Raw genomic sequence first — 26,945 nt, forward strand, 5'->3', positions numbered from 1 at the left:
TATTGCTTTAAATGTTTAATTAGTTTTTAATTAAAATAGAATTTTAGCAGACCTAGCACGAAACGAGAAAAATTATGTTAGAGAAAAAACCATACTTATTATCACGCTTAGTTAGTGGCTTGGGTAATTCGCTTTATGGCATGGTTTTTATTTGGTGGATCCAGATTCAAACTAAAAGTTCAACTGTGGTTGGCATTACTAATGCTATTTTCACAATAACTGCTGCTCTTTCTATTTTTTACGGTCCTTTTATTGACAGTCACTCTTTCAAGAAAACCAGCATCTATTCTATGGTGATTCAAGTAATCTTACTGTTTATGCTTACAGCTGTGATTATTTATTTTAGCCAAAGTTATATTTTAGCCATTATTATTGCTGGATTACTATCAATTTGTGATGAGTTTTTTAACCCGGCTGATCGCGCTATTTTAAAAGAATCTATTCTAGATGAAACAGAAATGACCAGTATTGTTTCCAAGATTAATATCGTGGATCAACTGGTAAATGTTGGTGGTACTGCACTTTCTGGTGCTTTACTGGCTTTTATGGCAAGCGGAGACATTATTTTAGCTTGTGCCTGCTTGAGTTTACTAGGGCTGTTATTGTTAATTGCAGCTCTGAGAAAAATACCTGTTCATAATGCAGTTAAAGAAAAAGAAAGTCAGACTGAAGGCTTAACTAAATATTGGCAAAAAATTTTCAGCGGCTACAGTTACATTAAGAAAAACGTCTTTTTATTGCACTATCTTTGGTCTGGCTTGCTTTATTCGTTTGCACAACCTGCAATGATTTTAATTTTACCCCGTATAGCCGCAAAAGCGGGACAGCCGGCACTTTATAGCACTTTCTACATATGCATACTGGCGGGAATAATACTGGGAGCCTTAATAGCCGGCAAAATGAAAGCAAAAATTATAACAGTTGGCTGGGCTTGGACTATTAGCGCCATACCGCTTATTTTGATGTTGTTTTCTTTAAAAAACATGGTACTTTTTGGTATTTTGCTTTTTCTTTTTGGTCCTGCTACCAGTATTCATAACGTTCTTGCTGAATCTGTCATTCAGACTTCCACAGCAAATAATTATTTGGGGCGGGTTTTAACCACAATCAGAACTTTTGCCAATATTGGTGGACCCGTTTCTTCAGTTGTTTCTGGCATAATTCTTGATCATGTTGGTGAAAAATTTATTATTGTTCTTTGTGCGAGCTTAATTATAATAGGTGGTATAAATATTTTGCTGATAGTACCCAAAAAAAACTATTTAAAGTAATTGTTGGCATTAAAAAATAATTTGTTTTATAATATTTTTTGCTAAAATTAAGAAGGACATTACGACATATTTGCTAATCTGGAAGGTTGGCTTTTTTATTTCAAAGAATCAAATATATGACTAAAGTAAAAATTGATTTTACTAGCAAAATAATCCAAGGTAAAGATAGTGAAACTTTCAAGAAAACAGCTGATGGCGAATTAGTTGAGTCTGCCGGCAATACCAGAGTTTCATATTTGGAAGATGGCAAAGTTCCCGTTAAGATATTAATTAGAGAAGGTAATGTGATTATTAGGCGGGGAACTGACAGAAATAACTACTCACAACTCCATTTTGTCGTTGGTGAGCGGAAAGATTGTCGCTATGTTGCTCAAGGTTATCAAATGGATCTCCAAAGTACAACTGAATTTATTAAATTTTTCCCTAAAAATAATGGTTCAAGCGAACTTCAGATTGAATATAACCTTTATAGTGGTCTATACTTAATAGGTAATTATACCGTCACATTGATTTTTACTTGAACGCCTAGTAAAATAAGAAAGACTGTTTAAGAGAGAGGAATACATTGTGGGATTAAACGACTTTAAAGACAAAAATCGCAATGAATTATCAATGATTGAAGTTGCTCGCGCAATTTTAGAAGATAACAATAAAAGAATGGCTTTTGCTGATATTGTTAACGCAGTGCAAAAGTACTTAGGCGTGAGTGATGAAGAAATAAGGGACCGTTTGCCCCAATTCTATACTGACATGAATACCGATGGTGAATTCATTTCGATGGGTGAAAATGTGTGGGCTCTTCGTTCTTGGTTTCCATATGAATCAGTTGATGAAGAAGTTAATCACCCAGAAGATGAGGATGAAGAAGATACTCGGACGCACCATAAGAAAGTTAATGCCTTTTTAGCGAGTGCTACAGGTAGCGATGATATCATTGATTATGATAATGATGATCCAGAAGACGAAGACTTGGATGCCACTGCTGATGATGAGCCGGATGATTTTGACGATGACGATGAATATGTCAACACCGATGACGACGATGATGAAGACTTGCCAGATGGCATTGAAGGTCAGTTGTCTGAATTGAACGATGATGAAGACGACGATGATGATGAATAATTTTCTTGACTTTGTCTCATAAAATAGATAGTATTTTATTTGGGCACGTTATGTGCGTTTAAGCTCCCGTATGGGAGCTTTTTTATTTTTGATTATTCTTATTTTTTGCAAAGGAGTTTGAGCTAATGACAAAATATATCTTCGTTACTGGCGGTGTTGTTTCTTCACTTGGTAAAGGAATTACTGCCTCTAGCTTAGGTCGATTATTAAAAAACCGCGGTTTAAAGGTGACAATGCAAAAATTTGATCCATACATTAACATCGACCCCGGAACAATGAATCCTTATCAACATGGTGAAGTATTTGTCACTGATGATGGTACTGAAGCAGATCTTGACTTGGGTCACTACGAGAGAATTGTGGACGTACGCACAAGCAAATATTCCAATGTTACTACCGGTAAAATTTACAAAGAAGTGCTTGAAAAAGAACGGCGCGGGGACTATCATGGTGCAACTGTTCAAGTCATTCCCCACATCACAGATATGATTAAGCAAAAAATCATGCGTGCAGGTCTGACAACTGATTCTGATGTTGTCATTTCAGAAATTGGTGGTACTGTTGGTGATATCGAATCAACTCCTTTTATGGAAGCTATCAGACAGATGCGACGTGAAGTTGGTGAAGAAAATGTCATGTACATTCACTGTACTTTAGTACCTTACTTGCATGCAGCCCAAGAAATGAAAACAAAGCCGACACAACATTCAGTCGCTGAACTGCGTAGTATTGGAATTCAACCTAATATGTTGGTTTTGCGTGCAGAAATGCCAATTGATCAAGAGCACAAAGATAAAATTTCTAACTTTACTGATGTGCCGGTTGACCGCATTATTGAGTCAATTAATGCTCCTTCACTTTTTGATTTGCCTTTGGCTTTCCAAAAACAAGAAATGGATCAAAAAGTTTGTGATTTCTTGCATCTCAAGAGTCCTAAGGATAAAGCAGATATGTCCGAATGGCAAAGACTTGCCGAACGTGTTAAGAACTTGCAGCATACTACAAAAATTACTCTCGTTGGTAAATACGTTGAACTGGAAGATGCCTACATTTCTGTTACAGATGCCTTAAAACACGCTGGTTACGCCTACAATACAAACGTCGTGATTAATAAGGTACAGGCAGAAGACGTGACTGAAGATAATATTGCTGACTATATGAAAGGGTCAGATGGGTTAATCGTTCCGGGTGGCTTTGGTTCTCGTGGTTTTGAGGGTATGATTACTGCTATTAAATATGCTCGTGAAAATGATATTCCATTTTTAGGCGTTTGTCTTGGGATGCAGATGGCAACAGTCGAGTTTGCTCGTGATGTATTGGGTTACAAGGATGCCAATACTACTGAAGCAGATCCTAAGACCAAGCACAACGTTATTGACATTATGGCTGATAAACGTGATGAAGAAAATATTGGCGGAACTTTGCGTTTGGGCCTTTATCCTGCAACTTTGAAGAAGGGGACAAAGACTGCTGCTGCTTATGATAATCAAGATGTTATCCAAGAGCGTCACCGTCATCGTTATGAATTTAATAATGAATATCGTGAAGCTTTTGAAAAAGCCGGTATGACATTTGCCGGTGTTTCACCAGATAATCATTTAGTTGAAATTATTGAATTGACTAAAAATAAATTCTTTATTGCTGCTCAATATCATCCCGAATTTTTGAGCAGGCCACAAAGACCTGAGGGACTTTACAAAGCATTTATTGGTGCTGCAAGTGGTCTTCCTGAAGAAAAGCTTTAATTGGAATATTTAGATAATACAAAAACTAGTTTTTTGGGCTGGGGAAGGCGAAGGTCTTCTCTTGTTTTTTCTGTTAAATTCCTATAACATTATTATGACTAAACGAAATAGAAAAGGATTTTTTCGCCAATGAAGCAAATGATAATTCATGGTGGAAAGCCCCTGCAGGGTGATGTCTGGATTGGTGGTGCCAAAAACTCGACTGTTGCATTGATTCCAGCATCAATTTTGTCGCGTACACCTGTAACTTTGGAAGGCGTTCCAAGGATTGCAGATGTTGACAACTTAATGGATCTGCTAAGTGAAATGAGTGTCGCAAGTGATTTTCAAAATACGACATTGCGTATCAATCCAGAACACATTAAGATGAGCCCATTGCCAAGTGGTAAAATCAAGAGTTTGCGCGCATCTTATTATTTTATGGGTGCTCTTCTTGGTCGTTTTGGTAAGGCTGTTGTGGGCTTCCCTGGTGGAGATGATATTGGTCCCCGCCCCATTGATCAGCATATTAAAGGATTTGAGGCCCTAGGTGCATGTGTAAAAAATGAGAATGATCAAATAAAAATTACTTCACCTGCAGATGGTCTGCATGGTGCTAAAATTCATTTGGCAATGCCTTCAGTAGGTGCCACAATGAATATAATTATGGCATCTGTAACTGCTAAAGGACAAACTATTATTGATAATGCTGCTAAAGAACCTGAAATAATTGATTTAGCTACATTTTTAAATAATATGGGTGCGGTTATCAGAGGTGCCGGAACTGATTCTATTAGGATTGAGGGTGTTGAGCGTCTTGAAGCTAAGACTCCCCATACTATTATTCCTGATCGAATCGAAGCAGGCACTTATATTTCTCTTGCTGGTTGTATTGGCAACGGTATCTGCATTCATAATATTATTGAAGAACATCTTGATTCTTACTTAGCTAAAGTAGAAGAAATGGGTGTGGTAATTGATGCAACAGAGGATTCGCTTTATGTTTATCCTGCTGGGGATTTAAAAATGACCCAAATTCGTACTTCTTCTTATCCCGGATTTGCGACAGATTTGCAACAGCCGGTAACACCGCTTTTGCTTTCTGCTAAGTCTGGTGAAGGTGTCATCATTGACCAAATTTATCCAAAAAGAATTGGACACATTGAGCAATTACGCAAAATGGGTGCGGATATTAAGGTTGAAGACAATATTATTTTGGTTCATCCTACTGCTAAACTTCATGGTACTACGGTTTCAGCTGGCGAAATTCGTGCAGGAGCCTGTTTAATGATAGCCGGTTTAATGGCCGATGGTACAACTGTTATCAACAATGCTGGCAATATTTTACGGGGCTATGATCGCGTCCAAGAAAAATTACGTCTGCTCGGAGCCAATGTGAAAATTCAGGATGTGCCGAGTAAATAATTTAATAGTAACTGAATAATAGTTGAGTGGGCTAATCATAATGATTAGCCTGTTTGTTTATATTTTTAAATTATAAAAAATACTTTATTGTTTTTTTTGTAATAAAAACGTAATATAATTACATCATTATTAATAATAGATGAAATAATGAGGTATAAAAATGAAAAAGGACTTTCATAAATTTTTTAAAACTATCATAGCTGCTGCTTTGCTAAGCGTTCCTGTCGGAGCAGTTTTTTCTGTCAACAATGTTGAAGCAAAAACTGTTACAAGCGCAGAAACGGTCTTTCACTATTCTCAAAAGACTTTGTCCAAAAAGTTTGCTCAGGCCGGTTATGTTTTTAAACTAACTGATGCCACAAAGGGAGCCTTATATAAGTCTACTGGTAAACCCTATAGTACCAAAGTCATTAAAAAGATCGTCAAGAACAATACACTTTTTAAAGTTAAAAAAGTTTGGTCAATTCATAATGGCATGTTTGTTGATTTAGTTTCAAAAGATGGTAAATATAAGGGTTCTACTACATATCTAACTGGTATATATAACAAAAATACAGAAGATGAAAAGCTGCAACCTTTGGTGCAAGCAGAGCTTGATGTTACGACGGCTAGAGATAATAATAAGCCAACTGCAGAACTATTAGCTAAAGCTGAAACGTTGGCCAATGAATTGACAGGATACGAAAAGAAAATCGCACTGACATCTATCAAAGAACTAAAAGAATTCGTTAAGTATGGGACTATGGGAGAAATACCAGTGCTATTAATTGGAAAGTATCCTGATTAATTAAAGGAATAGATCAAGTATAAGATTATGTGGTAATATTGCTACTACTGATTGAAAATTGTTCAAAAACTTAATATAGATAAGATAAATAATATAGATTAAGTAAAATATAAAGCCTGAAGTATGATTGCTTCGGGCTTTTTTAATAAGTAATTATTTTATATGGCTTGCAAGAAGGTGCACCTTTTATTTGAGAAAAAATTTTTTAGATTCTGATTGAGAGTTATAATAAAAAAGTAATTAAAATGAAAGGTCAATTAAGGAGATATAAATGATACTAGGATCAATTGAGGCCGGTGGTACAAAATTTGTATGTGCGGTCGGCAATGAGAATTATCAAATTAAGGATCAAACAACTTTTCCCACTACGACACCAGAGGAAACCTTACAAAAAACGGTAGATTACTTTAAGCAGTTTAAAGTTGATGCAATTGGAATTGCGTCTTTTGGACCAATTGAGGTGCGAAAAACGGCACCTAATTATGGCTTTATAACTGATACTCCTAAAAAGGGTTGGAGTAATACTGACTTTGTCGGATTTTTGACAAAAGCAATTAAAGTGCCAATATTTTTTACTACTGATGTTAATGGTTCAGCTTGTGGCGAATACGTGATGTCACAGTTATCAAATGAAGATGTTGACTCTCTTGTTTACTACACAATCGGCACCGGAGTAGGTGGCGGAGCTATTATTAACGGCAAGTTGGTAGGTTCTTTAGGTCATCCCGAAATGGGACACGTTAAAGTTAAGCGCCATCCAGATGACTTGGATTTTGCTGGTGTTTGTCCTTTTCATAAAGATTGCTTAGAAGGTTTGGTTTCAGGTCCCACCTTTGAAGCACGCCTAAATAAATCGGGTAAAGATGTGCCGCTTGCGGATCCTGTGTGGGATATTATGAGCTACTATGTAGCACAGGCTGCCTTGCAAGTTACTTTGATTTTACGTCCGGACAAAATTGTCTTTGGCGGTGGCGTTACCAGTGAAGAGTTTCTAGAAAAAGTGCGACGTGATTTTGCAAAATTACTAAACGATTATGTTCATGTACCTCCATTAGAGCAATATATTACTATGCCCGAGATTGTGAATAATGGTTCTGCCACTGTTGGTGACTTTGCTTTAGCAAAAAGATTATTAAGAGAATAATCCGTAAAATCTTTAAGACATTATTTTGAAAGAAATATAGCATTAAAAATTGATTAAAAAAGCGTTGAGTTTGTTCTCAACGCTTTTTTATTAATAACTATGAATGTTCTATGAAATTTTAAAATTGAGCCTTTTTAAGTCTCCTTTAGAGATTGAATATTAGATTAATCTAACAAGTCAAACTTAAGTGTTGCCAGGTTATGGCCTTCAGTGACCATGTTACCCAGCAGTTCAATAGTATTGTTATATACTTGGTCAGCCATCTTTTGATTGGCTGCAGTTAATAGGTCTTCAGCTTTTTTGCCTGACAGACCTGCAACTTTTTTATCAGTTTCGTGTTGAATGAAGTGACACTGTGCTAATGATTTTTGTTCAAAGTCATTTTCAAGTTCACCGTAGACTTTAAAATTAGTGTCACCCAATTGTGCTGTTAATTTGTTTAACCAGAAAATCTTGTTCAAATCAAATTTAGGACCAGTTTGGAAGCTGGCTGGCGTGTCGTTGACATTCGTGTAGAAAGGGACGAAGCTGTTAAAGGTATTTGGGCCAAAGCAAAGCCATTGCACACCTGCAATCTCTTCGGGGACATCATTTCTAACTTGCAAAATATGGGTTTCGAAGTTACGGTTTAGTGCAATTGGACGGTAGGTTTTCTTTTGCTCAGGGTACCCTGATCACCATATGGATCAAATGGGGTATCTTGATAGTGTGAACTTTCAACAAAACATATATCTTCAATACTAATCTTGCGGTTTGCGTGGCAAATAAAAGGTTGATCCTGATCAGTTGGCTTGCCGCCGAATTCTGGATCAAAGTAATTGTGAACAAACCAAGCACGAGGATTGTTGTAGTGGGCATCCTTAATAGTTGAACTACCAAAGATATGACGCATGTTGTAACCTTCACGGTCAGGATTTAAATGGTATTCCTTGATTAAGTCTTCTAAGGTATCATCTGCCAAGAAACCATCTTTACCAAAGTGGAATTCATCAATGTTTAAACGGTTAGGAGCAACAACGTAGGCGTCATCAGGAATACGGCGTGCAATCCAGTGGTGACCACCAATAGTTTCCAGGTACCAAACTTCATCGTGGTCGGCAAAAGCCATACCGTTCATTTCATAAGTGCCATATTTTTCCAGTAAATAACCAATGCGCTTAACGCCATCAAGGGCGCTGTGAATATAAGGCAATGTTAGAGTAACAAAGTCTTCTTCACCAAGACCTCCTTTTGCAAGAAGGGGATCAATGCCTTGTATACGTGCATTTGTTGTAATAGTTTCAGTAGCAGTCATTGCTACGTTTTCTGAGTTAATTCCGGCTGCACCCCAGATGCCGCTTTCACCGGAGACATCAGGTGCACTAGTATAACGTAAAGGCTTTTCTGCTAAGTCTTCATCATCAATCTTTTGGTGACTAATGACACTTTCATAATGCTTAGGTTGCTTTTCAGGTGTAATAAGTTCAAACCCTTCAGGAATTATTTCACGGCCACCGTCTTCACTTCTGGCAATCATAGCTGAGCCGTCAATGGTGGCATTTTTACCGACAAGAATAGTCGTACATTCTGCTTTTTTCATCTTATCTGTCCTTTCAAAATTACTTAATCTATATTGTATTAAAAAAAACGGGTTGTTTGCAAAAAAATGAGTAAACTTAAGCCTAAATTATTATTACTTTTTCGATTTAAAGATTTTAACTAAAATATATTTTTGGTGTTGGCTTAAAATGTAAAAGATGTTTTACTAAAAATGTCCAATATGTTTGACAGGAGAGTGAACTAGTGAAAAATAGAATTGCTCAATTGCGTAAAAAGCAGAGATACTCACAGTCTCAATTAGCTGAAGCTGCCCATGTTACTCGGCAAACGATCAACGCCATTGAAAATGATAAGTATGACCCATCTTTAGGACTCTTTTTTCGCTTGGCTCAAATATTAGGGGTAACGGCTGACAAGTTATTCTTATATGAGGTTGAAAAAAATGATTAAAACAAAGAAAAACATTGTTTATGTTACGTTGTTAACTACTTTCATGTTTGTATTATTAAATGTATTTTCCATCTACGAAAACAATTCGATCTTTTTCTTGTTGATTATCATATTATTGGAACTAGGATATATAGCTTTAGTAAGCATAAGAGTAAAACAGTTAGGTATAAACATGTCCGAACAATAGATGGAATACTGATAGCTATTCAGCCAATATGTCACATAATGATAAACGTGAATGGAAATTAATGCTGTGAACAAACTATATTAGTGGTATAGTAACCTTATTTTGCTCCGTTGGTTTACTTCTTATTTTAATAGTTATTGAAAAATTGCCATCACAATCAATCGTGATACCTATTTCAGTTTCTGCTATGAGCATTATAGTGATTAGCAGGCTAATCACTATAAGTCAATGGGCTTTTGCCTTTGCTTACTGCTACCTCGATTGGCAAGAAAATCGAGTGAATTATGAATTATAGAAAGCCTAAAGACTAAAAGAGATATAGATATGGAAACTAAGGAAATTTTACAGAAAAAATTAAAAGCGAACTTAACCCAAATAACGCATCAGTCATTAAACAGCACCTTTTTTGGTTATAGTGAAATTTATAAACAAGTGATTTTTATTAAAGTTTTTTCTCAAGAAGGTAAATTTTTAACCGAAAAAGCTGTTAATGAGCAACTAAATACTCGTGTATTAGACACTTTTGTTATCAAACAGATTCAACAATTTGTTTTAGTCATGAAAGATTTGGCGCCAATTGATATTAAAGAAGGAATCACTCCTGATATGGCATTTGACATGGGAATAGAATTGTCACAGTTTCATCAAAAAGTGAAACCTTTTTCTGGCATATACCTAAATAACCAACTTTTCGAGAAAGCGAAATTTGACATTAGTAGTTTGCAGAATGAAGAAATAAAAAGCAGACTGCTGCAGGCGTTAATTTTATTTACAGAGCAAAAAGCAGATATTGCAGAAGACCTAAAGGCTCATGCCACTACTGTTTTACATGGGGATGTAGGCTTACGTAATTATAAAATTGTTAAGGGTCAACTGAGTTTAATTGATTTTGAACGCGCTCGCATGGGGGTAAATTATCAGGACTTCATTAAACTCTTTTACCAAGATTTCAGGTTAAATCAAAAACTAATTGCTTCCTTTATAAATGGGTATAGAAAATGTGGTGAAGAAGTAGCAGTTACTCCCTTGACGCAATCCTTTCTCATTTTTATAACTGCGATTGGAATTATGAAATATACTGAAAAAATTGCTGACAAGCCATTTAAGCAAATTGGTGAACAAATGCTGGCAACTTGTTTTTCATTTTTAGGCATCAGAAAGAAAAATAGCGACAAGGCAAACATGAATGCTTTGATATTTACAAATTAAAAAAGTATCTTCTTAACAGAGAAGATACTTTTTTGGTGCAAACAAAATTGTCTCAAGGGTAAAAACAATTTTATTTACATGATATTTGCAGTTTGAGTTTTTTGTTTTGCCTTTCTGTCACCTCCTTTAAGTAAGAAATTCAGAATAGTAGCTGACAAGCTGGTAATTACGATCCCATTACTTAGAAATAATTGGACAGTAGCCGGCAGGTTTTTGAAAAATTGGGGATAAATAGTAACGCCGAGTCCAAGTCCAACTGAGATGGCAATAATTAGCACATTATTGTTATCACTGAGGTCAACTTTGGCTAAAGTCTTAATGCCTTGAACAGCAATCATGGTAAACATGACCAGCATGGCACCACCTAAAACTGGGGTAGGAATGATTGTTACCATAGCACCAATTTTAGGCAACAATCCCATAGCCATGAGTAATCCGCCAGCCCAATAAATCGGACGCTTGGTTTTAATACCGGATAATTGCAAAAGACCAACATTTTGAGAGAAAGTAGTGTAAGGAAACGCATTGAATAAACCGCCAAAAATTTGGGCGATACCTTCTGCACGATAACCTTTTTTCAAGTCTTCTTCGGTTACGTCATGGTGCAAAAGATCACCAATGGCAAAGAATACTCCGGTAGACTCAACCATTGACACTAAAGCAATAATGATCATTGTCAGGCTGGAAGACCATTCAAATTTCGGCACTCCAAAATAGAATAGTTGAGGTAAGTGGAACCAGGATGCTTCCATGACGGGAGTGAATGAAACTAGGCCCATACAGGCTGCGATCACTGTCCCAGAAACTAAGCCGATTAAAACTGAGATTGACCTGATGAATCCTTTAGTCCAAATTTCCAGTGCCAAGATAATGAACATGGTACAAAAAGCCAGAAGGAGATTTTGACCACTGCCAAAACTTTTAGCAGCAGAATTGCCACCACCCATATTTTGAATTGCCACTGGAACAAGTGTTAAACCGATAGTGGTGATTAAAGTCCCTGTTACGACGGGAGGAAAGAATTTTTTTATTTTAGCAAAAACACCTGAGATTAAAACTACAAAAATGCCGGCAACAATGATGGCACCGTACATGTCGTTGATTGAGAATTTTTGACCAATCATTTGCAATGGGGCAACTGCTTGAATGGCGCAGCCCAAAATGACTGGAAAACCAATGCCGAAATACCTGTTGCGCATTAATTGCAAAAGTGTCGCAAGGCCGCACATGAAAATGTCAATTGAAACAAGATAGGTCATTTGTGCAGGAGAAAATTTTAGTGCATTACCAATTAGAAGGGGTACAGCGACAGCTCCGGAATACATCGCTAATAAGTGCTGTAAACCTAAAACCGCTGCTTTTTGCTGGCTAACTTCTTTTTCTGCCATTATTTTTCCCCCACAAAATGTACTTGATTATTGGCCAAACTATCGATTTCTGCCAATGCTTCGAGGTGATACCCGTGATCTTTAATCCACTCGCTGCCATCTTGAAATGTTTTAGCAACTACGATACCGACACCGGCAACCTGAGCACCAGCTTGGTTAGCAATATTAATCATGCCTTTAACAGCTTCTCCATTAGCTAAAAAATCATCAATAATTAGCAGGCAATCATCTTGGTCCAAAAATTTTTGTTCAACACAAATCTGGTTGGTGACTTTTTTAGTGTAAGAATAAACATCTGCCCAATATACCGCGTCATTTAATGTTGCAGTTTTTTTCTTGCGGGCAAACACCAGAGGCACATGCAATTCGTAGGCTGTCATTACTCCGGGAGCGATTCCAGAAGCCTCACAAGTCAAAACTTTTGTGATACCACTGTCTTTAAATAAACGGCTAAATTCTTCTCCGACTTTCTTCATTAGTTCGGGATCTACCTGATGATTTAAAAACGAGTTGATTTTTAAAACGTTACCGGGTAAAACTTCTCCGTCACTACGAATCCGGTCTTCTAATAATTTCACTTTTTCCTCCTTCATCACAAAAAGGGCTTTTTCTACCAAAACTATGGTAAAAAAAGCCCTTTAAAGCAGCAAATAGCCACACAAAATGCCAAATTATCCATAGTTCAGAATTTACGGTTCTGAGTAGAAACTGCCGACCTCATTACGGCAATATATAGATATTTATTTTCCTGTTGCAAGCATTGTAACAGAGTCGCATAATATGTGCAAGACCAATTTTAAAAGTAAATCTCGAATTATTTATATAATTGTTTTTAAAAATATTCGTGAACTAATAGTATAACGCTAAAAAATTGTTGACCACTGAACTATTTCTTAGTAAAGTTGATATTGTATTGAAGAAGGTTAGTAAAGGAGCTTGGATGTCGGTGAAAAAGAATATTAGTGATTTTGATGAGATTATTGTGCTCGATTTTGGCAGTCAATATAATCAATTAATTACACGGCGGTTGCGGGATTTTGGTATTTATTCTGAACTTTTGCCCCATGATATTAGTATGGACCAAATAAGGCAGATTAACCCCAAGGGCATTATTTTTTCGGGAGGTCCTAACAGTATTTATGACCAAAATGCTTTGAAAGTTGACCCTGAAATTTTTAAGTTGGGCATACCCATTCTTGGCATTTGTTACGGGATGCAACTAATGGCTTCTTATTTAAACGGCAAGGTTGAAAAAGCAGCTAATTCTGAATATGGTCGTGCCGACATCGAAGTTGAAGATACTAACTCCGTTTTATTTGCCGGTTTGCCCAAAGATGAATACGTGTGGATGAGTCATGGTGATTTGGTTACTGGTGCGCCTGCTGGCTTTGAAACGGTCGCTTCAAGTAAGAATTGCCCGATTGCCGCTATTGCTAACGATCAAGCTAAAATGTATGGTATTCAGTTCCACGCGGAAGTGCGCAATACGCAGTATGGTCTTGATATTTTGCGTAATTTTGCCTTTAAAGTCTGCGGTGCTAAGGCTGATTGGTCAATGTCTGATTTTATTGACCTGCAAATTGCTGAAATTAGAAAAACTGTAGGTAATAAAAAAGTAATTCTGGGTTTATCTGGTGGGGTAGACTCCAGCGTTACCGCCACCCTTTTGCACAAAGCGATTGGCAACCAGCTGACGGCTATTTTTGTGGATCACGGTATGTTGCGCAAAAATGAAGGCGATGAAGTAATGGCTGCCTTGAACCGTGATTTAGGCGTTAACATTATTCGGGTAAATGCCCAAGAGCGCTTTTTAAATAAACTGAAAGGTGTCACCGATCCAGAGCAAAAGCGTAAAATCATTGGCAAAGAGTTTATTGAGGTGTTTGCGGACGAAGCAAAGAAAATTAAGGATGTGGACTTTTTAGCCCAAGGCACCCTTTACACTGATGTGATTGAGAGCGGCACAAATACCGCCCAGACAATCAAGTCGCATCATAACGTTGGTGGGTTACCTAAGGATTTACACTTTAAACTAATTGAACCTTTGCGCAAGTTATTTAAAGATGAAGTACGTGAACTGGGTGAAAAATTAGGAATTCCGCATGATTTAGTTTGGCGGCAGCCATTCCCGGGACCTGGCCTTGGCATTCGCGTTATTGGCGAAGTAACTGAGGATAAACTCAAACTGGTGCGTGACAGTGATGCAATTTTGCGGGATGAAATTAAAAAGGCCGGTTTACAGGAAAAAGTATGGCAATACTTCACCGTTTTACCCGGTATCAAATCCGTGGGCGTGATGGGTGACGGTCGCACTTACGACTATACTATTGGTATTCGTGCAGTTACATCAATTGATGGGATGACCGCTGATTTTGCCCGCTTGCCGTGGGATGTTTTGCAAAAGATTTCAACGCGTATTGTTGATGAAGTGCCCAACATTAACCGTGTAGTCTACGATGTTACCAGTAAGCCACCATCAACGATTGAGTGGGAATAATATGATGAATTAGCTTTGCTAGCTACTAGGCTTTCAAAGCTTTTTATTTTCACTCATAATTTTTATGAGCGAGCGTGTTTAATATTTTTAATTTATAAAAAATGTTAAAATTGTTCCTTTAGTTGTTTAAAACAAATTTAATATCATAAAATAATTTTAAAGATTGCATTAATGTGAATTTTTGAGGAAAATAAAAGTATAAATGCGTATTAATAAGGGAGGTGTTTTTAATGGTAACTAGATTAGGCATAAATCCACATACTTTGTCTTATTATATTGATAATTCTGGTGTTTCCAAAGATTATTTACAAATGAAAGTTCAGAACATTGATGCTTTTTTAGATGGCAGTAAAAACCCTACTTTTAATCAACTTTCAAAAATTGCTAAACTTATTGATGTGCCGACTGGTTTGCTGCTTCTTTCAGATCCAGTTGAGACCAATAAGAATACACTTAAATTTAGAACGATTAATTCAAATCGTATTGAAAAGATTAGTAATGAACTTAGAGATACGATTATTGAAATGCAAACAAAGCAGGAATTTCTCCGAAATGAAATAGATTATGAACTTGATTTTATTGGAAAATATTCAGTTAAAAGTGAGTATCAGCAAGTTGTAGATGATATTCGCAAGTATCTCAATATTCCGATTAACTATCAGAAAAATGTGGAAAAGAATGCGTTGAAATATTTTAGAGATAAAATGAGTCAAATAGGCATTTTTATCTTCTTTAATGGATCGGTAAAAAGCAACACGCATCGAAGTTTGTCGCTAGATGAGTTCAGGGGTTTTGTCTTAAGTGACAAAAAAGCACCTGTTATTTTCGTTAATTCTAAGGATAGCGAAGCAGGTCGATTATTTACACTTGTTCATGAATTAGTTCATCTTTTTCTTGATCAGGAAGAAATACTCAGTTTAGTTGATGCAGGATCATACAAGTTTGATCGCACAGAAGCTTTTGTTAATAAAGTTACAGCCGAAATATTGCTGCCAGATAAAGAAATTAGAAAACTAAATAACTACGATATTGAATTTTTAGCTCACAAATTTCCTGTTAGTAAATTTGTCATTGTACGTAGATTATATGATATGAACATTTTGACAAAAAAAGAATATGATGAAAAGGTTTCACAGTTAGAAAAAGAATTTGCAAAAATTCCGCCAAGCAAAAAATCTAAGGGCGGAAATTATGATAATAATATCAGGTTTCACTTTGATCAGACTTTTGTGCATTATATTGAAAATGCCATAAAACAAAATAAGATTACTTATACGGATGCTTTTAATATTGTTGGTGTTAGTTATAAGTCGTTTAAGATTCTGACGGGGGGCAGAATGTAATGGAAAAATATTTGCTGGATACTAATATCTATATAAATTTTTATGAACGGTATTATCGGGTAAAGTATTTTCCAAGCTTTTGGGCTAAGCTACCCGCCATTTTAAATAAATATGTTGTCATTCCCGAAATTGTGGTTGATGAAAACTACCAAGACCCTAAATTTAGAAAATGGTTGGACAAAAATTATTTAAAAGAAATAATAAACCATAAAAACTATGCAATGCAATGGGCACAAGTACTACAATATATTGATGACTGTGAATATTATAAAGAAGAAGCTTTATCAGCTGACAGAGGATGGGCACATGAGAAAATTGCAGATCCTTGGCTTATTGCTATTGCAAAAGAAGAAAATTTAACAATTGTAACAAGCGAAATTCGTAATCCTAATTTGCATAATCCAAATGGTAATAAGGCTGCAAAAATACCTGATGTGTGCGATGATTTAGAAGTTGGTTGCATTGACATGAATGATTTCTTTGAAAAAATCAATTTGTGCATTTGAATTTTTAGACCGAGCTAATTATTCACTAAACTAAAAATATCAAGAGTTGAAAAACAATCAGACATAATAATTTGAAAACAAATTGGTGCTAAACTAATTTGTAAAAACTAATCTTGTTCTGGTTGTTTTTATATATAAGTTTTTGAAAAAAGGAGCAGCAAATATGACGAAAAACACATTATTTCAACACGGAACTATGCAAATGTTGGTTGAAGGTCTATTGGAAGGCACTTTACCGCTGTCAGAATTGTTAAAACATGGTAATATTGGCATCGGAACCGGTGATGGCGTTGATGGTGAATTAGTGATATTAGACGGTGTCGGTTACAAAATAGATGTTAGTGGTCCAGCTGTGAAACTGCCAGATGACTTTAAAGTGACTTATGCTGACGTTAGTTTTGCCGATTATCACAAATTTAAAAGCTACCAAAATATTGGATTGGCGGAAATGCTAAAAGATGTTTTGACCAAAAATACTGCCCAAAATCAATTTTTCGCAATATTGACTAAAGGTGTTTTCCAAAAAATTCGTACAAGGTCTTCTAAAAAATCTCATAAGCCTTATCCGTCTCTGGGGAAAATAGCTGAAAATCAAGTCGAATTTGAAACTGAAAATATCAGTGGAACAATGATTACTTATTACACCCCAACTGTTTTTCAAGGTGTTGGAGTTTCAGGATTTCACAATCATTTTTTGGCCGACGATTTAAGCTTTGGCGGTCATGTTTTGGCAGCTACAATGAAAGATGTAACAGTCAGCGTTCAGTCAATAGAAAACTTTGAATTGCATTTGCCAGTTGATAATCAGGAATTTTTAAATGCCAATTTAAGTGATACCAGCAAGTTGGACAATGTTATTTCGAAGTCAGAATAAATTTATTAGTAAGATGAAAATAAAGAGTGTTCAACTAAAGTTGAAACTATAATTGAGCATTTTTTAATGACTCAAATTTTTAAAAAAGTAGAGTGGCTAATAATTTTGGCAATACACTTCGGAAAGTAAGAATTTGCCAAAGAAATAAAAAACCTTTTAATTACCGTCATTATCGTAAACCGCCAATGTAAAATTTTAATCACTTTCACACTAATTCTTTTTTAAAGAATTAGTTTTTTATAACCAGCCATTATATTTTGACTGCTAATTTGACACCCTTGCTCATTCATTTTATTATTAGATAAATTTAATAAAATTGATTTAGCATAGAATGAAAGACGCAAGCACATGACATTAAAGGGACTGATTGGCTCTAATAAACAACGAGCAATTTTTATTATCTTACTTTATTTTATTTTTGCTGTTACAGGATCACTTGACCAATATTTTTTTCAATTTGCAGTTAACGGACTAAGCGTTGGCAATTTGCCCGTTTACATTCGCTGGCAATTAATTGAATTTATCCCGGTAGTTTGTGGTGTATTTATTTTGCCTTTAGCGACTTACCTTTTTAACGCACAGATTCAGGAATATCTTGATCAATTAAGAGGGCAAATGGTAGACCATTTTTATAATGAAAACGATGCGACAGTCGCGCAAATGCAGAATTATCTGCAAAGCAATCTCGATACTTTAACCAGCGATTTTGCTCTGCCCTGGGTTAATGTTCTTAGCAATTTGTTCATCATTTTGCTTTCTGCCGGTGTCCTTTTTAGCTTAAATTGGTCTTTCGTTTTACTAACTGCATTTTTTGTTTTAATTGATTTAAGCTTACCCAAAATAATGGCGCGCATGACTTCAGAGGCAAGTAGAAAAGTGATGCAAAATACCAGCGCATTTTTAACTGATATCGGTGAATGGATCAATGGCTTAAATGAACTGCGAAGGTATCATGCATGGACGATCCTAAATAAAGAATTGAGCAGTTACGCTGAGAAGTTAGAAAAATCTAAAGTCAATCAAACCAATAAAAACTGTGCTTCCAATACAATTAATGGAATTGGCAATACCTTAGGGCAAATGTCGATCGCCTTTTTAGCGGGCATCCTGTTTTTAACTGGGCAAATAAAAATTGGGGAGGCATTAGCTTCGACTTCTTTTGCTTTCGGTATTTTTTCAGCTGTGTCCTCTATTACAAGTGCTGCGGTCAAGATTAAATCCACTAAAAATATCAATCAAACTACTGCTAGTCTGATTTCTAACACTAAAACCAAACCGAATAGGTCATCTGCTCAAATTGCCCAAATTGAAATTAAAAGTTTGGCGCTTAAATATCCTAATGGTCCAATAATTAAATATCCCGATTTTGTGGTCAATAAGGGTGAAAAAGTTTTGCTTGCAGGCGATAGCGGAACTGGCAAGTCAACACTCTTTCAAGCTCTTTTGGGTAAGATCAAGCCCTATCAAGGGCAAATTATTTTTAGAAATAAAGCAGGGCAAGCTTTTCAACCAAATTTAAACCATATCAGTTACATTGCTCAAGATCCGCAATTATTTCCAGGAACAATTGCGGAAAATATCGTGATGTTTCATCGACAATTTTTGGATCAAGTGCCTAATTTAATTAATAAAGTACAATTGCAGAGCGATATTGCAAGGTTTCCCCAAGGAACTGATACCCAAGTTAATTTGGATAAAAACAATTTATCTGGTGGTCAAAGGCAAAAGATTATCCTGGCCAGATCAGAAGTTTTCGCTGATGAAATTATTTTGCTGGATGAAGCGACAAGTGCCATTGATAGTAAAGCAACTATGCAAATTATTGCTGACCTGACTCACACTAACAAGACCGTGATTATGATTGCTCATAATCTTAATTCTGAGGTTAAAAATATGTTTGATAAAACGATTCGGTTAGCAAGCCAGAAGGAGAGAAACGATGACTTTTAAAAACTTTTTTCATTCCAATCGAATTCGTTTCATATTCATTGTGCTTTTTAGTTTCTTACAACCCTTTGTTTTAATCGGGGCATCTTACTTAAATATGTGGGAATTTACCGCCTTGCGCCAGCATGACGGTCAAGCGTGGCTGTTAATCATCATTTTTACTACATTAGCTTATCTCTCATCGTATGCTTTTGACTGGGGTTCCGAATATTTACTGACACGACAAGTTCAAGAATTTAATCACAACTTAAGAAGCAAAATAGTGAGTCACATCTATTATGATCGTAAGAATCATCAAACTTCGCAAGTTAAAAACCGCCTGACCAATGATCTTAATACGGTTAATGATCAGTCTTTTAACTTAATTCCGGTCATTTGCAATTTTCTGGGCTATGTTATTTTCTCCGTAATTGCCCTGCTAACGATGCACTGGAGTTTGTTGCTGCTCATCTTAATTTCGGTAGCAGTTTCCATTGTTTTACCTAAAATAATTGAAAAGCCGTTGCAAAGAGCAACGGAAAAGGTTTCTCATCAAAATAGACAGTATTTGGATCTGATTGAAAATTGGTTGAGCGGTATTGCTGAATTAGAGCGTTATCTTGCCGGTGATAAATTATCTAGTGTGATGCATAAGGGCGCGCGGGATTTAGAAAAGGCCAACCTCAAACAGACACAAGAACAACAAGTTTTGTCCATTATTACTAACGGTGTTGCCCAAATTATGATCCTAATATTGTTCGTCTGAACGGGTATTTTAATTAAAAGCGGTCTGGTCACGTTTGGTGCGATTGCAGTTATCGGTAATTTTAGTCATTATATTTCGCTGGCAATCGAATACTTGCCATTCTATTTTGGTTTAATTAAGGGTAGTAAAACTTTAAGAAATAAAGTTACAGCAGCGACTTTACCAGTAAAAACTGATGAGGAAAACTTAGCGGCACCTTTTGCTTTTAGTACAAAAGATTTGGCAATTAGTTTTCCTAATGGTGAGACTCTAAAGTTCCCTGATATCACTGTCAATTTTGGTGAAAAAATTTTGCTATCAGGTGACAGCGGTGCAGGCAAGTCAACTTTATTTAAGCTGCTTTTAGGGATTTTGCTACCGAGTTCGGGAAAAATAGCGTTTAAGGATCAAGAGGGAAAAGTGATTAAACCTGATTTAGCTAAAATTGGCTATATTGCCCAAGATCCTGTTTTATTTCCCAGCACCATTAAAAACAATATCACTATGTTTGATTCCAAGTTAAATCAGCTAGCTGAACCCGCTGCAGTTGCCGTCGGGTTAAAACCAGATCTGGCTCAATTTGCTCAAGGTATAGAAACCAAACTAAATTTGCAAAAACTGAATGTTTCAGGTGGCCAAAGGCAAAAAATTATTTTAGCGCGTACGCAGATACATGACAGTAAAATTCTGTTAATAGATGAAGGCACAAGTGCAATTGATCAGGAAGGAACCAGAGTAATCTTGCAAGAACTCCTTAAAATGCCGAGTACTGTAATTTTTATCGCGCATAATTTCGATGAAAAACTGCAAAGTTTATTTGACCGCGAGATTCATTTAAGTAAATAAGTTAATTTTGAACATTAAAGGCGTTGATCAAAAATTTGATCAACACCTTTTTTATTTTTGTGTCTTAATTTTATCTTTTTGTGATTACTATTTTGTCTCTTATTATAAAATGCGCTACAAAATTTATTTGAACTAGTATGCTTAATTCAAATTAAGGAAGAGGTGTCGCTATGTTAATTGAAACACAAGGATTAACTAAAGAATTTGGGAATAAAATTGCCGTTAATAAAGCTGATATCCAAATAAAGCAAGGACAATTAGTGGCGTATTTAGGTACTAATGGTGCAGGAAAGTCCACCACAATAAATATGTTAACAGGACTATTAAAACCAACCTCAGGTATCATTTCAAAAGCCTCAAATCTTAAAATTGGAGTAGTTTTTCAAAATAGCGTTTTAGATAATGTTTTAACAGTCAAGGATAACCTTTATTTAAGGGCACAGATGTATCGTAAATTTTCTAATGAGTGGCTTGAACACCTAATTGATTTGATCGGCATCAAAGAATTTTTAAATCAAAAATTTAGCACTTTATCAGGTGGTCAAAAAAGAAAGGTAGACATAGCTCGAGCATTGATTTGTAATCCGGATTTGCTTTTTTTAGATGAACCAACTACAGGACTTGATATCCAAACAAGAAATGCTATTTGGAAATTATTGACTAAACTGCAGCAGCAACAAAACCTTACTATTTTTTTGACAACTCATTATTTAGAGGAGGCAGAAAATGCTGACCAAATGTATATTTTGGAAAATGGTAAAATTCTTGCCAGTGGCTCTGCAGCTGAAATTAAGACCGAATTTGCTCCTAATAAATTGATTCTTACTGTTAAGGAAACCAAAATTTTACAGATTAAACAAAAAGTTATTCAACTCAGTCAAGATCAGGTTGCGATTGACTTGTTATCCCCACGAGAAGCAATTGAAATTTTAAAAAACAATCAAGAAAACATTATCGATTTTTCATATCGTAAAGGAACAATCAATGATGCCTTCCTTCAGATTACCGGAAAGGAGATACATTAAATGTTTGCATTATTTCGCAGAAATTTAAAAATTTATTTCTCTAACATTCCTGCTGTATTCATGTCATGCCTGGGTGCACTGATTTCTTTCTTTATCTATATTGGCTTTTTGCAAAATAATTTAAGAAGTAATTGGCAGCAATTGCCTCATGTGACTAAGATATTGGATTTATGGATGATAGCGGGTATAGTTGCGGTTTCTGGTATTACTACGGCTTTTCAGGCCTTAGGTCAACAAGTAAGTGACCGCGAAAGTCGCGCTGACGCTGATTTTGAATTAACGGGCATATCACGCTTTGCAGAAAATTTTGCTTACATTTTATCAGGAACAACAGTCAGCTTTTTTATGCAAATCATCACCTTTATCGTAATGGCAATATACTTTTCATTAGTTGATCATATTACGATTCCTCAATCAGCTTATTTACCTGGACTTTTATATATCTTGGTAGGCGCGATTGCAGCTACATTATTAGATGAAATAATCGTGCTTTTCATGCATTCCAGCACTACTTTCAGCAGACTTTCCGCTGTTTTAGGAGCTGCTGCTGGTTTTGCTGTAGCGACCTATTTGCCATATGGTATATTAGTCTCCCAAGCACAAAGTTTGGTAAAATTAGTACCAAGTAGTTATGAAGCAGCTGCTTTAAGATATTTTTTACTTAAGCAGACACTGGCCACTTTTCCTGCTAATGTAAAACGGCATTTAACAAATTATTTAGGAATACAATTTAAGATGAATAATTGGCGGCTAAATAATATGCTCGTTTTACTATTAATGATTGCAATACTAATTTTAGTAATTGGTTTGCTTTCTTTTATCACTGATAGGAGGAGCAATAAGTAAAGTGAAAATTGAATTTAAAACGGATTCTGATTTAAATGAACAGGAAATTGAAGTTGAAATTAAAGCAGCTCAAAAAAGTGAAGCAGTTAATAATTTAATTAATTATTTGCACAAATTTGGTGAAAAAAGATACGATCTTTTACCAGTTAAAGTGGAAGACAGAATAGTGACCATTAAGCGAACAGAAATTATCAAAGTAGAAATCCAGACAACAGATATTACCTTTTATACTACCAAAAACATGATAAAAACAACTGGTAGATTATATCAGGTATTAGAAAAACTGGGTGATGGGTTTATCCAGGTTTCAAAACATGGCATTATCAATATTAATTTTCTGGAATCGATAGAAGTAGGTTTTGCAGGAAATATGATCGCACTTTTAAAAAATAATCTAAAAGCTGATGTTTCCAGATTGTATTTACCAGCATTAAAAAGAGAGTTGGGTCTTTAAAATGAGAAAATTAAGTAATTTCATTAACTATTTCTTTACCGGTGTGGGCTTTGGTGCAGCTACTTATTTGATAATATTGACTTTTGCTTTTCCTGATGTTCCTACCCGTTTAGGTGTTATTTCCGTTTTTATTATTTCTGGATTAATAGGAATTTTATCAATGATTTTTGCAATGGATGTGCCGCCAGCTATTGCTTTTAGCGTTCATATTATAGGAACATTTTTATTGGTGTTGTTAATGTCCTGGATAAATAAGTGGCCGATTAATTTTTGGCTTATTGGCGTATTTATATTAGCTTATATTGTTATTTGGCTGATCGTTATTTTGTCACAGGTGCAGACTGTAAAAGAAATAAATTCTAGTATTAAAAAAAGAAATGCGAAAAAATAAATAATTTTTAAATATAGTTCTATGTTTGTAAATTGCTTTTACCAATCAGCACGTAGATAACCAGTTTGAAATTAACTTAATGCATTAATTGTCAAGTTGACACTATCACTTTTTCTACGTCAAAAACTTATTTTCTTCCTTTTTTAATTCTTCAAGTTCTTGATAATATCTGTCTATCACATCATTCATTTTAATTTCTAAGTCTTTAAATGGAGATTTTTCAAAATCGTAACTATTAAAAATTAAAGTGAAGTCATCAATTGTTGCTGCTAAACACTTACATGCGATATACCAATTATTTAGTTTTTTAGGTGGTAGTGGCAGGTCCCCATCTTTAAAATATAGTTCATTAATTTTCAGACCGATCTGATTTATATGTTTGATTAAATCTTGTTTAGTAATGTTTTTATTTAAAAATTCGTTATAAGTTGAAATAAAATTTTGCGCTTGATCAATTAATTTATATGTTATTGTCCTTTGCTTTTTCAATAGTAAATTTTCTTTTTCAGTATTTTTATTTTGAAAATCCTTCAAAATAAGGTAATTCTCATTAAAAGCAAAACCAATATTATTAATTTCTTTTTCAATACCAAAGTTTATTTTTTTAAGCTTCTTGTTCTCAGGTTTATCTGTCCAAACCGTGCGACAAAAGAAATTTGGAAACATCATGTCTTGTTCATCTCTGCCAAAAAAGCAGAAGACCACATTTGCCTTTTTGTTTTTCCACTTAACTTCAGAACTGCTACTATTAAATATATCTAGGTATTTAACTTTATCGACGATTTGATTAGTTAGATTTGCAATTTGTGTAAAGGAGGGAAAGTTTTTAACTATTATTTGAACTTTAAGCCTTTTTAAAGAACCTGTACTACTAGGCTTAACAGAATAGATAATGTAGTCTTTTGTTTCTGCGCTATATTTTTTTGGATGGTAAGGAATGTAACTACTTACAGGAAATGTAATAGTACCTTTAATATTTGAATGAAATGAAGGGTTTTGGATTTTGGCTCTTTTAACTTGTTTGTTCCACCAACTAAAATAAAAACGTACTAAATTCGTTATATCATTTAAAGATTTTTCCCCTTTTTTAATTATTGCTTTATCTTCTATTGCTTCGCAAAAGAACTTTGTAAATGCACTGATATTAGAATCATCATAGGCGTATGAACTTTGAGTTGAGCTTGAAGAAGAAATAATAGCATAACCTTTACCTAGGAAGTCACTTATACTTTCACTAATTTTAAGAGGACCTACTTCTTTAACTTTTACATTACCAGAGTAGCAGGTATCAAGAATTATTAACTTGTTTTTAGAAGGAATAAAATCTAAATCTTTAAGAACCTCTTCTGTTTTTATTTCTTTATCAGTTAATAAAAGATAGTGATTTTTTCCGTCTATATTTCCTCCATGACCGGAAAAATAAAGAATAAAAGTGTCATTATAATCAACGCAATTAGCAGTTTTAAAAAGTTTACCAACAAAAGATGATCTTGTAACTATCCCATTGTTTCCCAATATAAATATATTTTCTTTGTTTACTGCAAGTCCCTTTATTAATGATTTAGAGATGGCCTTAATGTCATTTTTACAAAATGGAAGATTTGAATTATCGTTGTAATGATATTCACTGACACCAACTATTAGTGCTTTTATGCTCATAAATTTTGTACCGTATAAAATTTAATTTTTATCTTTAACTAGACTTATTTTAAATCAATATTCGGTAATGTTACAGTCAATTTTATTGATAATATAACTAATATTGATTTAGCATTAAAAAGCCTTGGAATAGAAAATACTCCAAGGCTATATTTTTTGTTCTATAAAAGTCTTTAATATAGATTTTTATACTTTAATTAAGTTTGATTTCTCTTTTGCACATAAACATAAACAGGCCAGCCGCTAAGAGTCAATAAAATACCTGTAAGTGACAAAAGTGGCTGGGTTAGCGTAGTGGTAACAACAATAAATAAAGCACCACAGATCCCAAGAATAGGTGGAAGAGGATACCAAGGAGTTTTGTACGGTCGTAAAAGATCTGGTTGCCTTTTGCGTAGGATAAGGACACCTAAAAATAATAAAATCGAAAAAATCCAGGAAACATAAACAAGCATGTTTGTTAATGAATCAAATGTACCAGAAAAAATCATAATGGTAGCAATTACGCATTCAAAAATCATGCTGTTGGTAGGCACAATTGTTTTAGAATTTAATTTGCTGAAAAAGCTTGCAGCTGGCAATTTCTTTTCTTTGCCTAAAACGTAAGGCATTCTGGATCCTAAAAGAAGGTGGCCATTAATGGCACCAAACACTGAAACTAAAATTCCTGTAGCAACCAAAGTACCACCCACGCTGCCGAATAATTTTTTGGCGGTAAGTAGAGCAGTTGTCTGGTTACCTACAACTTTTGACCAAGGAATGACTCTAACATAACTCCAGTTAAGAAGAGTGTAAATAATCGTTACTCCTAAAAGTCCCCAAATAATAGCTTTGGCTAAAGTTTTTGCGGGATTTTTTATTTCACTGGCTAAATTACCGATACTTAACCAGCCATCATAAGCAAAAAGCACAGCTAAAAGAGCCTGTCCGAAGGCCATTGCTCCTGAAGCAGATGTTATTTTAGGCGCTGGGGCACCTGTCAGCTGATTGGGTCCACTATAAAACAAAGCAAAGATTATAATTGCAGCAATCGGCAATAGCTTAATAACCAAAGTTATTTTTTGTACCTGACCACTCAATTTTGACCCGATCCAATTGATTAAAAGTATCGCCAGCATCACGATTAGAGCAATCACTGTAGTGGATAAATCTTTGAAATGTGGTATTTCTTTTAGTTGGGTCGCAAATACGATTGAAAGTGCGGCGATATTTGCTGGATAATAGACAATTATTAATGACCAGCCAAACAGAAAGGCAACTTTGGGACCGTATATTTCTTCCAGATATCTGACAGGTCCACCATCTTTGGGATATATTGATGCCAATTCAGCTATACTTAATCCTGCCATTAGAGTAATTAAGCCGGCAAAGGGCCACACTATGATACTTAGCCAGGCATTATGAGTTAAAGCCGAAATGTTAGCAATTTTGAAAAAAGCCCCGCCACCAATCATGGTACCCATGACAGTTGCTAAAGCAGCGAAAAAGTTAAGTTGTCTCTTCATATTTTTACCTTACTTAAATTGAATGATAAAAATAATTATATGCTTTGGTAGACAAAATTAAAAGATGATGATTTGAAAATTA

At 35.1% G+C, this 26,945-nt stretch carries 24 protein-coding genes, 1 pseudogene and 1 riboswitch; of the genes and pseudogenes, 20 read left to right on the forward strand and 5 right to left on the reverse strand.

What is annotated here, in order from left to right; translation table 11 throughout:
• Positions 1 to 74: 74 nt before the first annotated feature.
• From LDM90_RS02225 to scrK, 7 genes are all read left to right on the forward strand, one after another.
• Positions 75 to 1,271 carry an MFS transporter gene (locus LDM90_RS02225; RefSeq protein WP_223896354.1) on the forward strand — a complete coding sequence of 399 codons (1,197 nt, stop codon included), beginning with the start codon at positions 75 to 77 and terminating at the stop codon, positions 1,269 to 1,271.
• Between the two features lie 116 nt (positions 1,272 to 1,387).
• Positions 1,388 to 1,792 (forward strand): YwiB family protein, encoded by a 405-nt coding sequence (locus LDM90_RS02230; RefSeq protein ID WP_223896355.1) that lies wholly within the window; start codon positions 1,388 to 1,390, stop codon positions 1,790 to 1,792.
• Positions 1,793 to 1,838: 46 nt separating this feature from the next.
• On the forward strand, positions 1,839 to 2,393 hold the full coding sequence (gene rpoE / locus LDM90_RS02235; protein ID WP_198212951.1) for a DNA-directed RNA polymerase subunit delta: 555 nt from the start codon (positions 1,839 to 1,841) through the stop codon (positions 2,391 to 2,393).
• A gap of 125 nt (positions 2,394 to 2,518) precedes the next feature.
• Complete coding sequence (gene pyrG, locus LDM90_RS02240; protein WP_198212954.1) at positions 2,519 to 4,138, forward strand: CTP synthase; 1,620 nt, start codon at positions 2,519 to 2,521, stop codon at positions 4,136 to 4,138.
• Between the two features lie 129 nt (positions 4,139 to 4,267).
• Positions 4,268 to 5,542, forward strand: a complete 1,275-nt coding sequence (gene murA, locus LDM90_RS02245) for a UDP-N-acetylglucosamine 1-carboxyvinyltransferase (RefSeq protein ID WP_223896356.1) — start codon at positions 4,268 to 4,270, stop codon at positions 5,540 to 5,542.
• Between the two features lie 160 nt (positions 5,543 to 5,702).
• Positions 5,703 to 6,329, forward strand: a complete 627-nt coding sequence (locus tag LDM90_RS02250; RefSeq protein ID WP_198212958.1) for a hypothetical protein — start codon at positions 5,703 to 5,705, stop codon at positions 6,327 to 6,329.
• 271 nt (positions 6,330 to 6,600) lie between these two features.
• Positions 6,601 to 7,473, forward strand: coding sequence for a fructokinase ScrK (scrK, locus tag LDM90_RS02255; protein WP_223896357.1), 873 nt, complete (start codon positions 6,601 to 6,603; stop codon positions 7,471 to 7,473).
• A gap of 164 nt (positions 7,474 to 7,637) precedes the next feature.
• Here scrK and LDM90_RS02260 read toward each other — a convergent pair.
• Positions 7,638 to 9,052: pseudogene (locus tag LDM90_RS02260) on the reverse strand (C69 family dipeptidase).
• A gap of 203 nt (positions 9,053 to 9,255) precedes the next feature.
• Between LDM90_RS02260 and LDM90_RS02265 the strand changes: the two are divergent.
• Both LDM90_RS02265 and LDM90_RS02270 read left to right on the forward strand, forming a co-directional pair.
• Positions 9,256 to 9,462: a helix-turn-helix transcriptional regulator gene (locus LDM90_RS02265; RefSeq protein WP_223896358.1), complete on the forward strand. Its 207-nt coding sequence runs from the start codon at positions 9,256 to 9,258 to the stop codon at positions 9,460 to 9,462.
• Positions 9,463 to 9,973: 511 nt separating this feature from the next.
• On the forward strand, positions 9,974 to 10,858 hold the full coding sequence (locus LDM90_RS02270; protein WP_223896359.1) for a phosphotransferase: 885 nt from the start codon (positions 9,974 to 9,976) through the stop codon (positions 10,856 to 10,858).
• Between the two features lie 74 nt (positions 10,859 to 10,932).
• On the opposite strand, the gene LDM90_RS02275 is transcribed toward LDM90_RS02270, so the two are convergent.
• On the reverse strand, positions 10,933 to 12,246 hold the full coding sequence (locus tag LDM90_RS02275) for a nucleobase:cation symporter-2 family protein (RefSeq protein ID WP_223896360.1): 1,314 nt from the start codon (positions 12,244 to 12,246) through the stop codon (positions 10,933 to 10,935).
• Positions 12,246 to 12,824, reverse strand: a complete 579-nt coding sequence (locus LDM90_RS02280; RefSeq protein ID WP_223896361.1) for a xanthine phosphoribosyltransferase — start codon at positions 12,822 to 12,824, stop codon at positions 12,246 to 12,248. Before LDM90_RS02280 ends, LDM90_RS02275 begins: the two co-directional genes overlap by 1 nt.
• An 80-nt stretch (positions 12,825 to 12,904) precedes the next feature.
• A riboswitch (purine riboswitch) is annotated at positions 12,905 to 13,002 on the reverse strand.
• Positions 13,003 to 13,186: 184 nt separating this feature from the next.
• Here LDM90_RS02280 and guaA point away from each other — a divergent pair.
• The 11 genes from guaA (at position 13,187) to LDM90_RS02335 (ending at position 23,699) form a co-directional block, all read left to right on the forward strand.
• A complete protein-coding gene (gene guaA, locus LDM90_RS02285; protein ID WP_223896362.1) occupies positions 13,187 to 14,743 on the forward strand; it encodes a glutamine-hydrolyzing GMP synthase in 1,557 nt (518 codons plus the stop codon).
• Between the two features lie 230 nt (positions 14,744 to 14,973).
• The gene (locus tag LDM90_RS02290; protein WP_223896363.1) at positions 14,974 to 16,086 is read left to right on the forward strand and encodes an ImmA/IrrE family metallo-endopeptidase; all 1,113 of its coding nucleotides are present in this window, start codon (positions 14,974 to 14,976) and stop codon (positions 16,084 to 16,086) included.
• Complete coding sequence (locus LDM90_RS02295) at positions 16,086 to 16,592, forward strand: DUF4411 family protein (protein WP_223896364.1); 507 nt, start codon at positions 16,086 to 16,088, stop codon at positions 16,590 to 16,592. Before LDM90_RS02290 ends, LDM90_RS02295 begins: the two co-directional genes overlap by 1 nt.
• A 163-nt stretch (positions 16,593 to 16,755) precedes the next feature.
• Positions 16,756 to 17,466, forward strand: a complete 711-nt coding sequence (gene budA, locus LDM90_RS02300) for an acetolactate decarboxylase (protein WP_223896365.1) — start codon at positions 16,756 to 16,758, stop codon at positions 17,464 to 17,466.
• 348 nt (positions 17,467 to 17,814) lie between these two features.
• On the forward strand, positions 17,815 to 19,416 hold the full coding sequence (locus LDM90_RS02305; RefSeq protein WP_223896366.1) for an ATP-binding cassette domain-containing protein: 1,602 nt from the start codon (positions 17,815 to 17,817) through the stop codon (positions 19,414 to 19,416).
• Positions 19,406 to 20,158 (forward strand): ABC transporter transmembrane domain-containing protein, encoded by a 753-nt coding sequence (locus tag LDM90_RS02310; RefSeq protein WP_223896367.1) that lies wholly within the window; start codon positions 19,406 to 19,408, stop codon positions 20,156 to 20,158. Before LDM90_RS02305 ends, LDM90_RS02310 begins: the two co-directional genes overlap by 11 nt.
• Positions 20,159 to 20,251: 93 nt before the next feature.
• Complete coding sequence (locus LDM90_RS02315; protein ID WP_223896368.1) at positions 20,252 to 20,983, forward strand: ATP-binding cassette domain-containing protein; 732 nt, start codon at positions 20,252 to 20,254, stop codon at positions 20,981 to 20,983.
• A 170-nt stretch (positions 20,984 to 21,153) separates the two neighbouring features.
• Positions 21,154 to 22,008 (forward strand): ABC transporter ATP-binding protein, encoded by an 855-nt coding sequence (locus LDM90_RS02320; protein WP_223896369.1) that lies wholly within the window; start codon positions 21,154 to 21,156, stop codon positions 22,006 to 22,008.
• Positions 22,009 to 22,854, forward strand: coding sequence for an ABC transporter permease (locus tag LDM90_RS02325; RefSeq protein ID WP_223896370.1), 846 nt, complete (start codon positions 22,009 to 22,011; stop codon positions 22,852 to 22,854). It begins immediately after the preceding gene.
• A 1-nt stretch (position 22,855) separates the two neighbouring features.
• The gene (locus LDM90_RS02330) at positions 22,856 to 23,308 is read left to right on the forward strand and encodes a LytTR family DNA-binding domain-containing protein (RefSeq protein WP_109586636.1); all 453 of its coding nucleotides are present in this window, start codon (positions 22,856 to 22,858) and stop codon (positions 23,306 to 23,308) included.
• 1 nt (position 23,309) lies between these two features.
• Positions 23,310 to 23,699, forward strand: a complete 390-nt coding sequence (locus tag LDM90_RS02335) for a DUF3021 family protein (protein ID WP_034981501.1) — start codon at positions 23,310 to 23,312, stop codon at positions 23,697 to 23,699.
• Between the two features lie 114 nt (positions 23,700 to 23,813).
• Here the strand turns inward: LDM90_RS02335 and LDM90_RS02340 are convergent, their stop codons facing one another.
• Positions 23,814 to 25,358: a caspase family protein gene (locus tag LDM90_RS02340; RefSeq protein WP_223896371.1), complete on the reverse strand. Its 1,545-nt coding sequence runs from the start codon at positions 25,356 to 25,358 to the stop codon at positions 23,814 to 23,816.
• Positions 25,359 to 25,555: 197 nt separating this feature from the next.
• On the reverse strand, positions 25,556 to 26,863 hold the full coding sequence (locus LDM90_RS02345; protein WP_223896372.1) for an APC family permease: 1,308 nt from the start codon (positions 26,861 to 26,863) through the stop codon (positions 25,556 to 25,558).
• Positions 26,864 to 26,945: the final 82 nt, after the last annotated feature.

This window comes from Lactobacillus huangpiensis, assembly GCF_019972815.1.
In the GTDB taxonomy this organism is placed as follows: Bacteria; Bacillota; Bacilli; order Lactobacillales; family Lactobacillaceae; genus Lactobacillus; species Lactobacillus huangpiensis.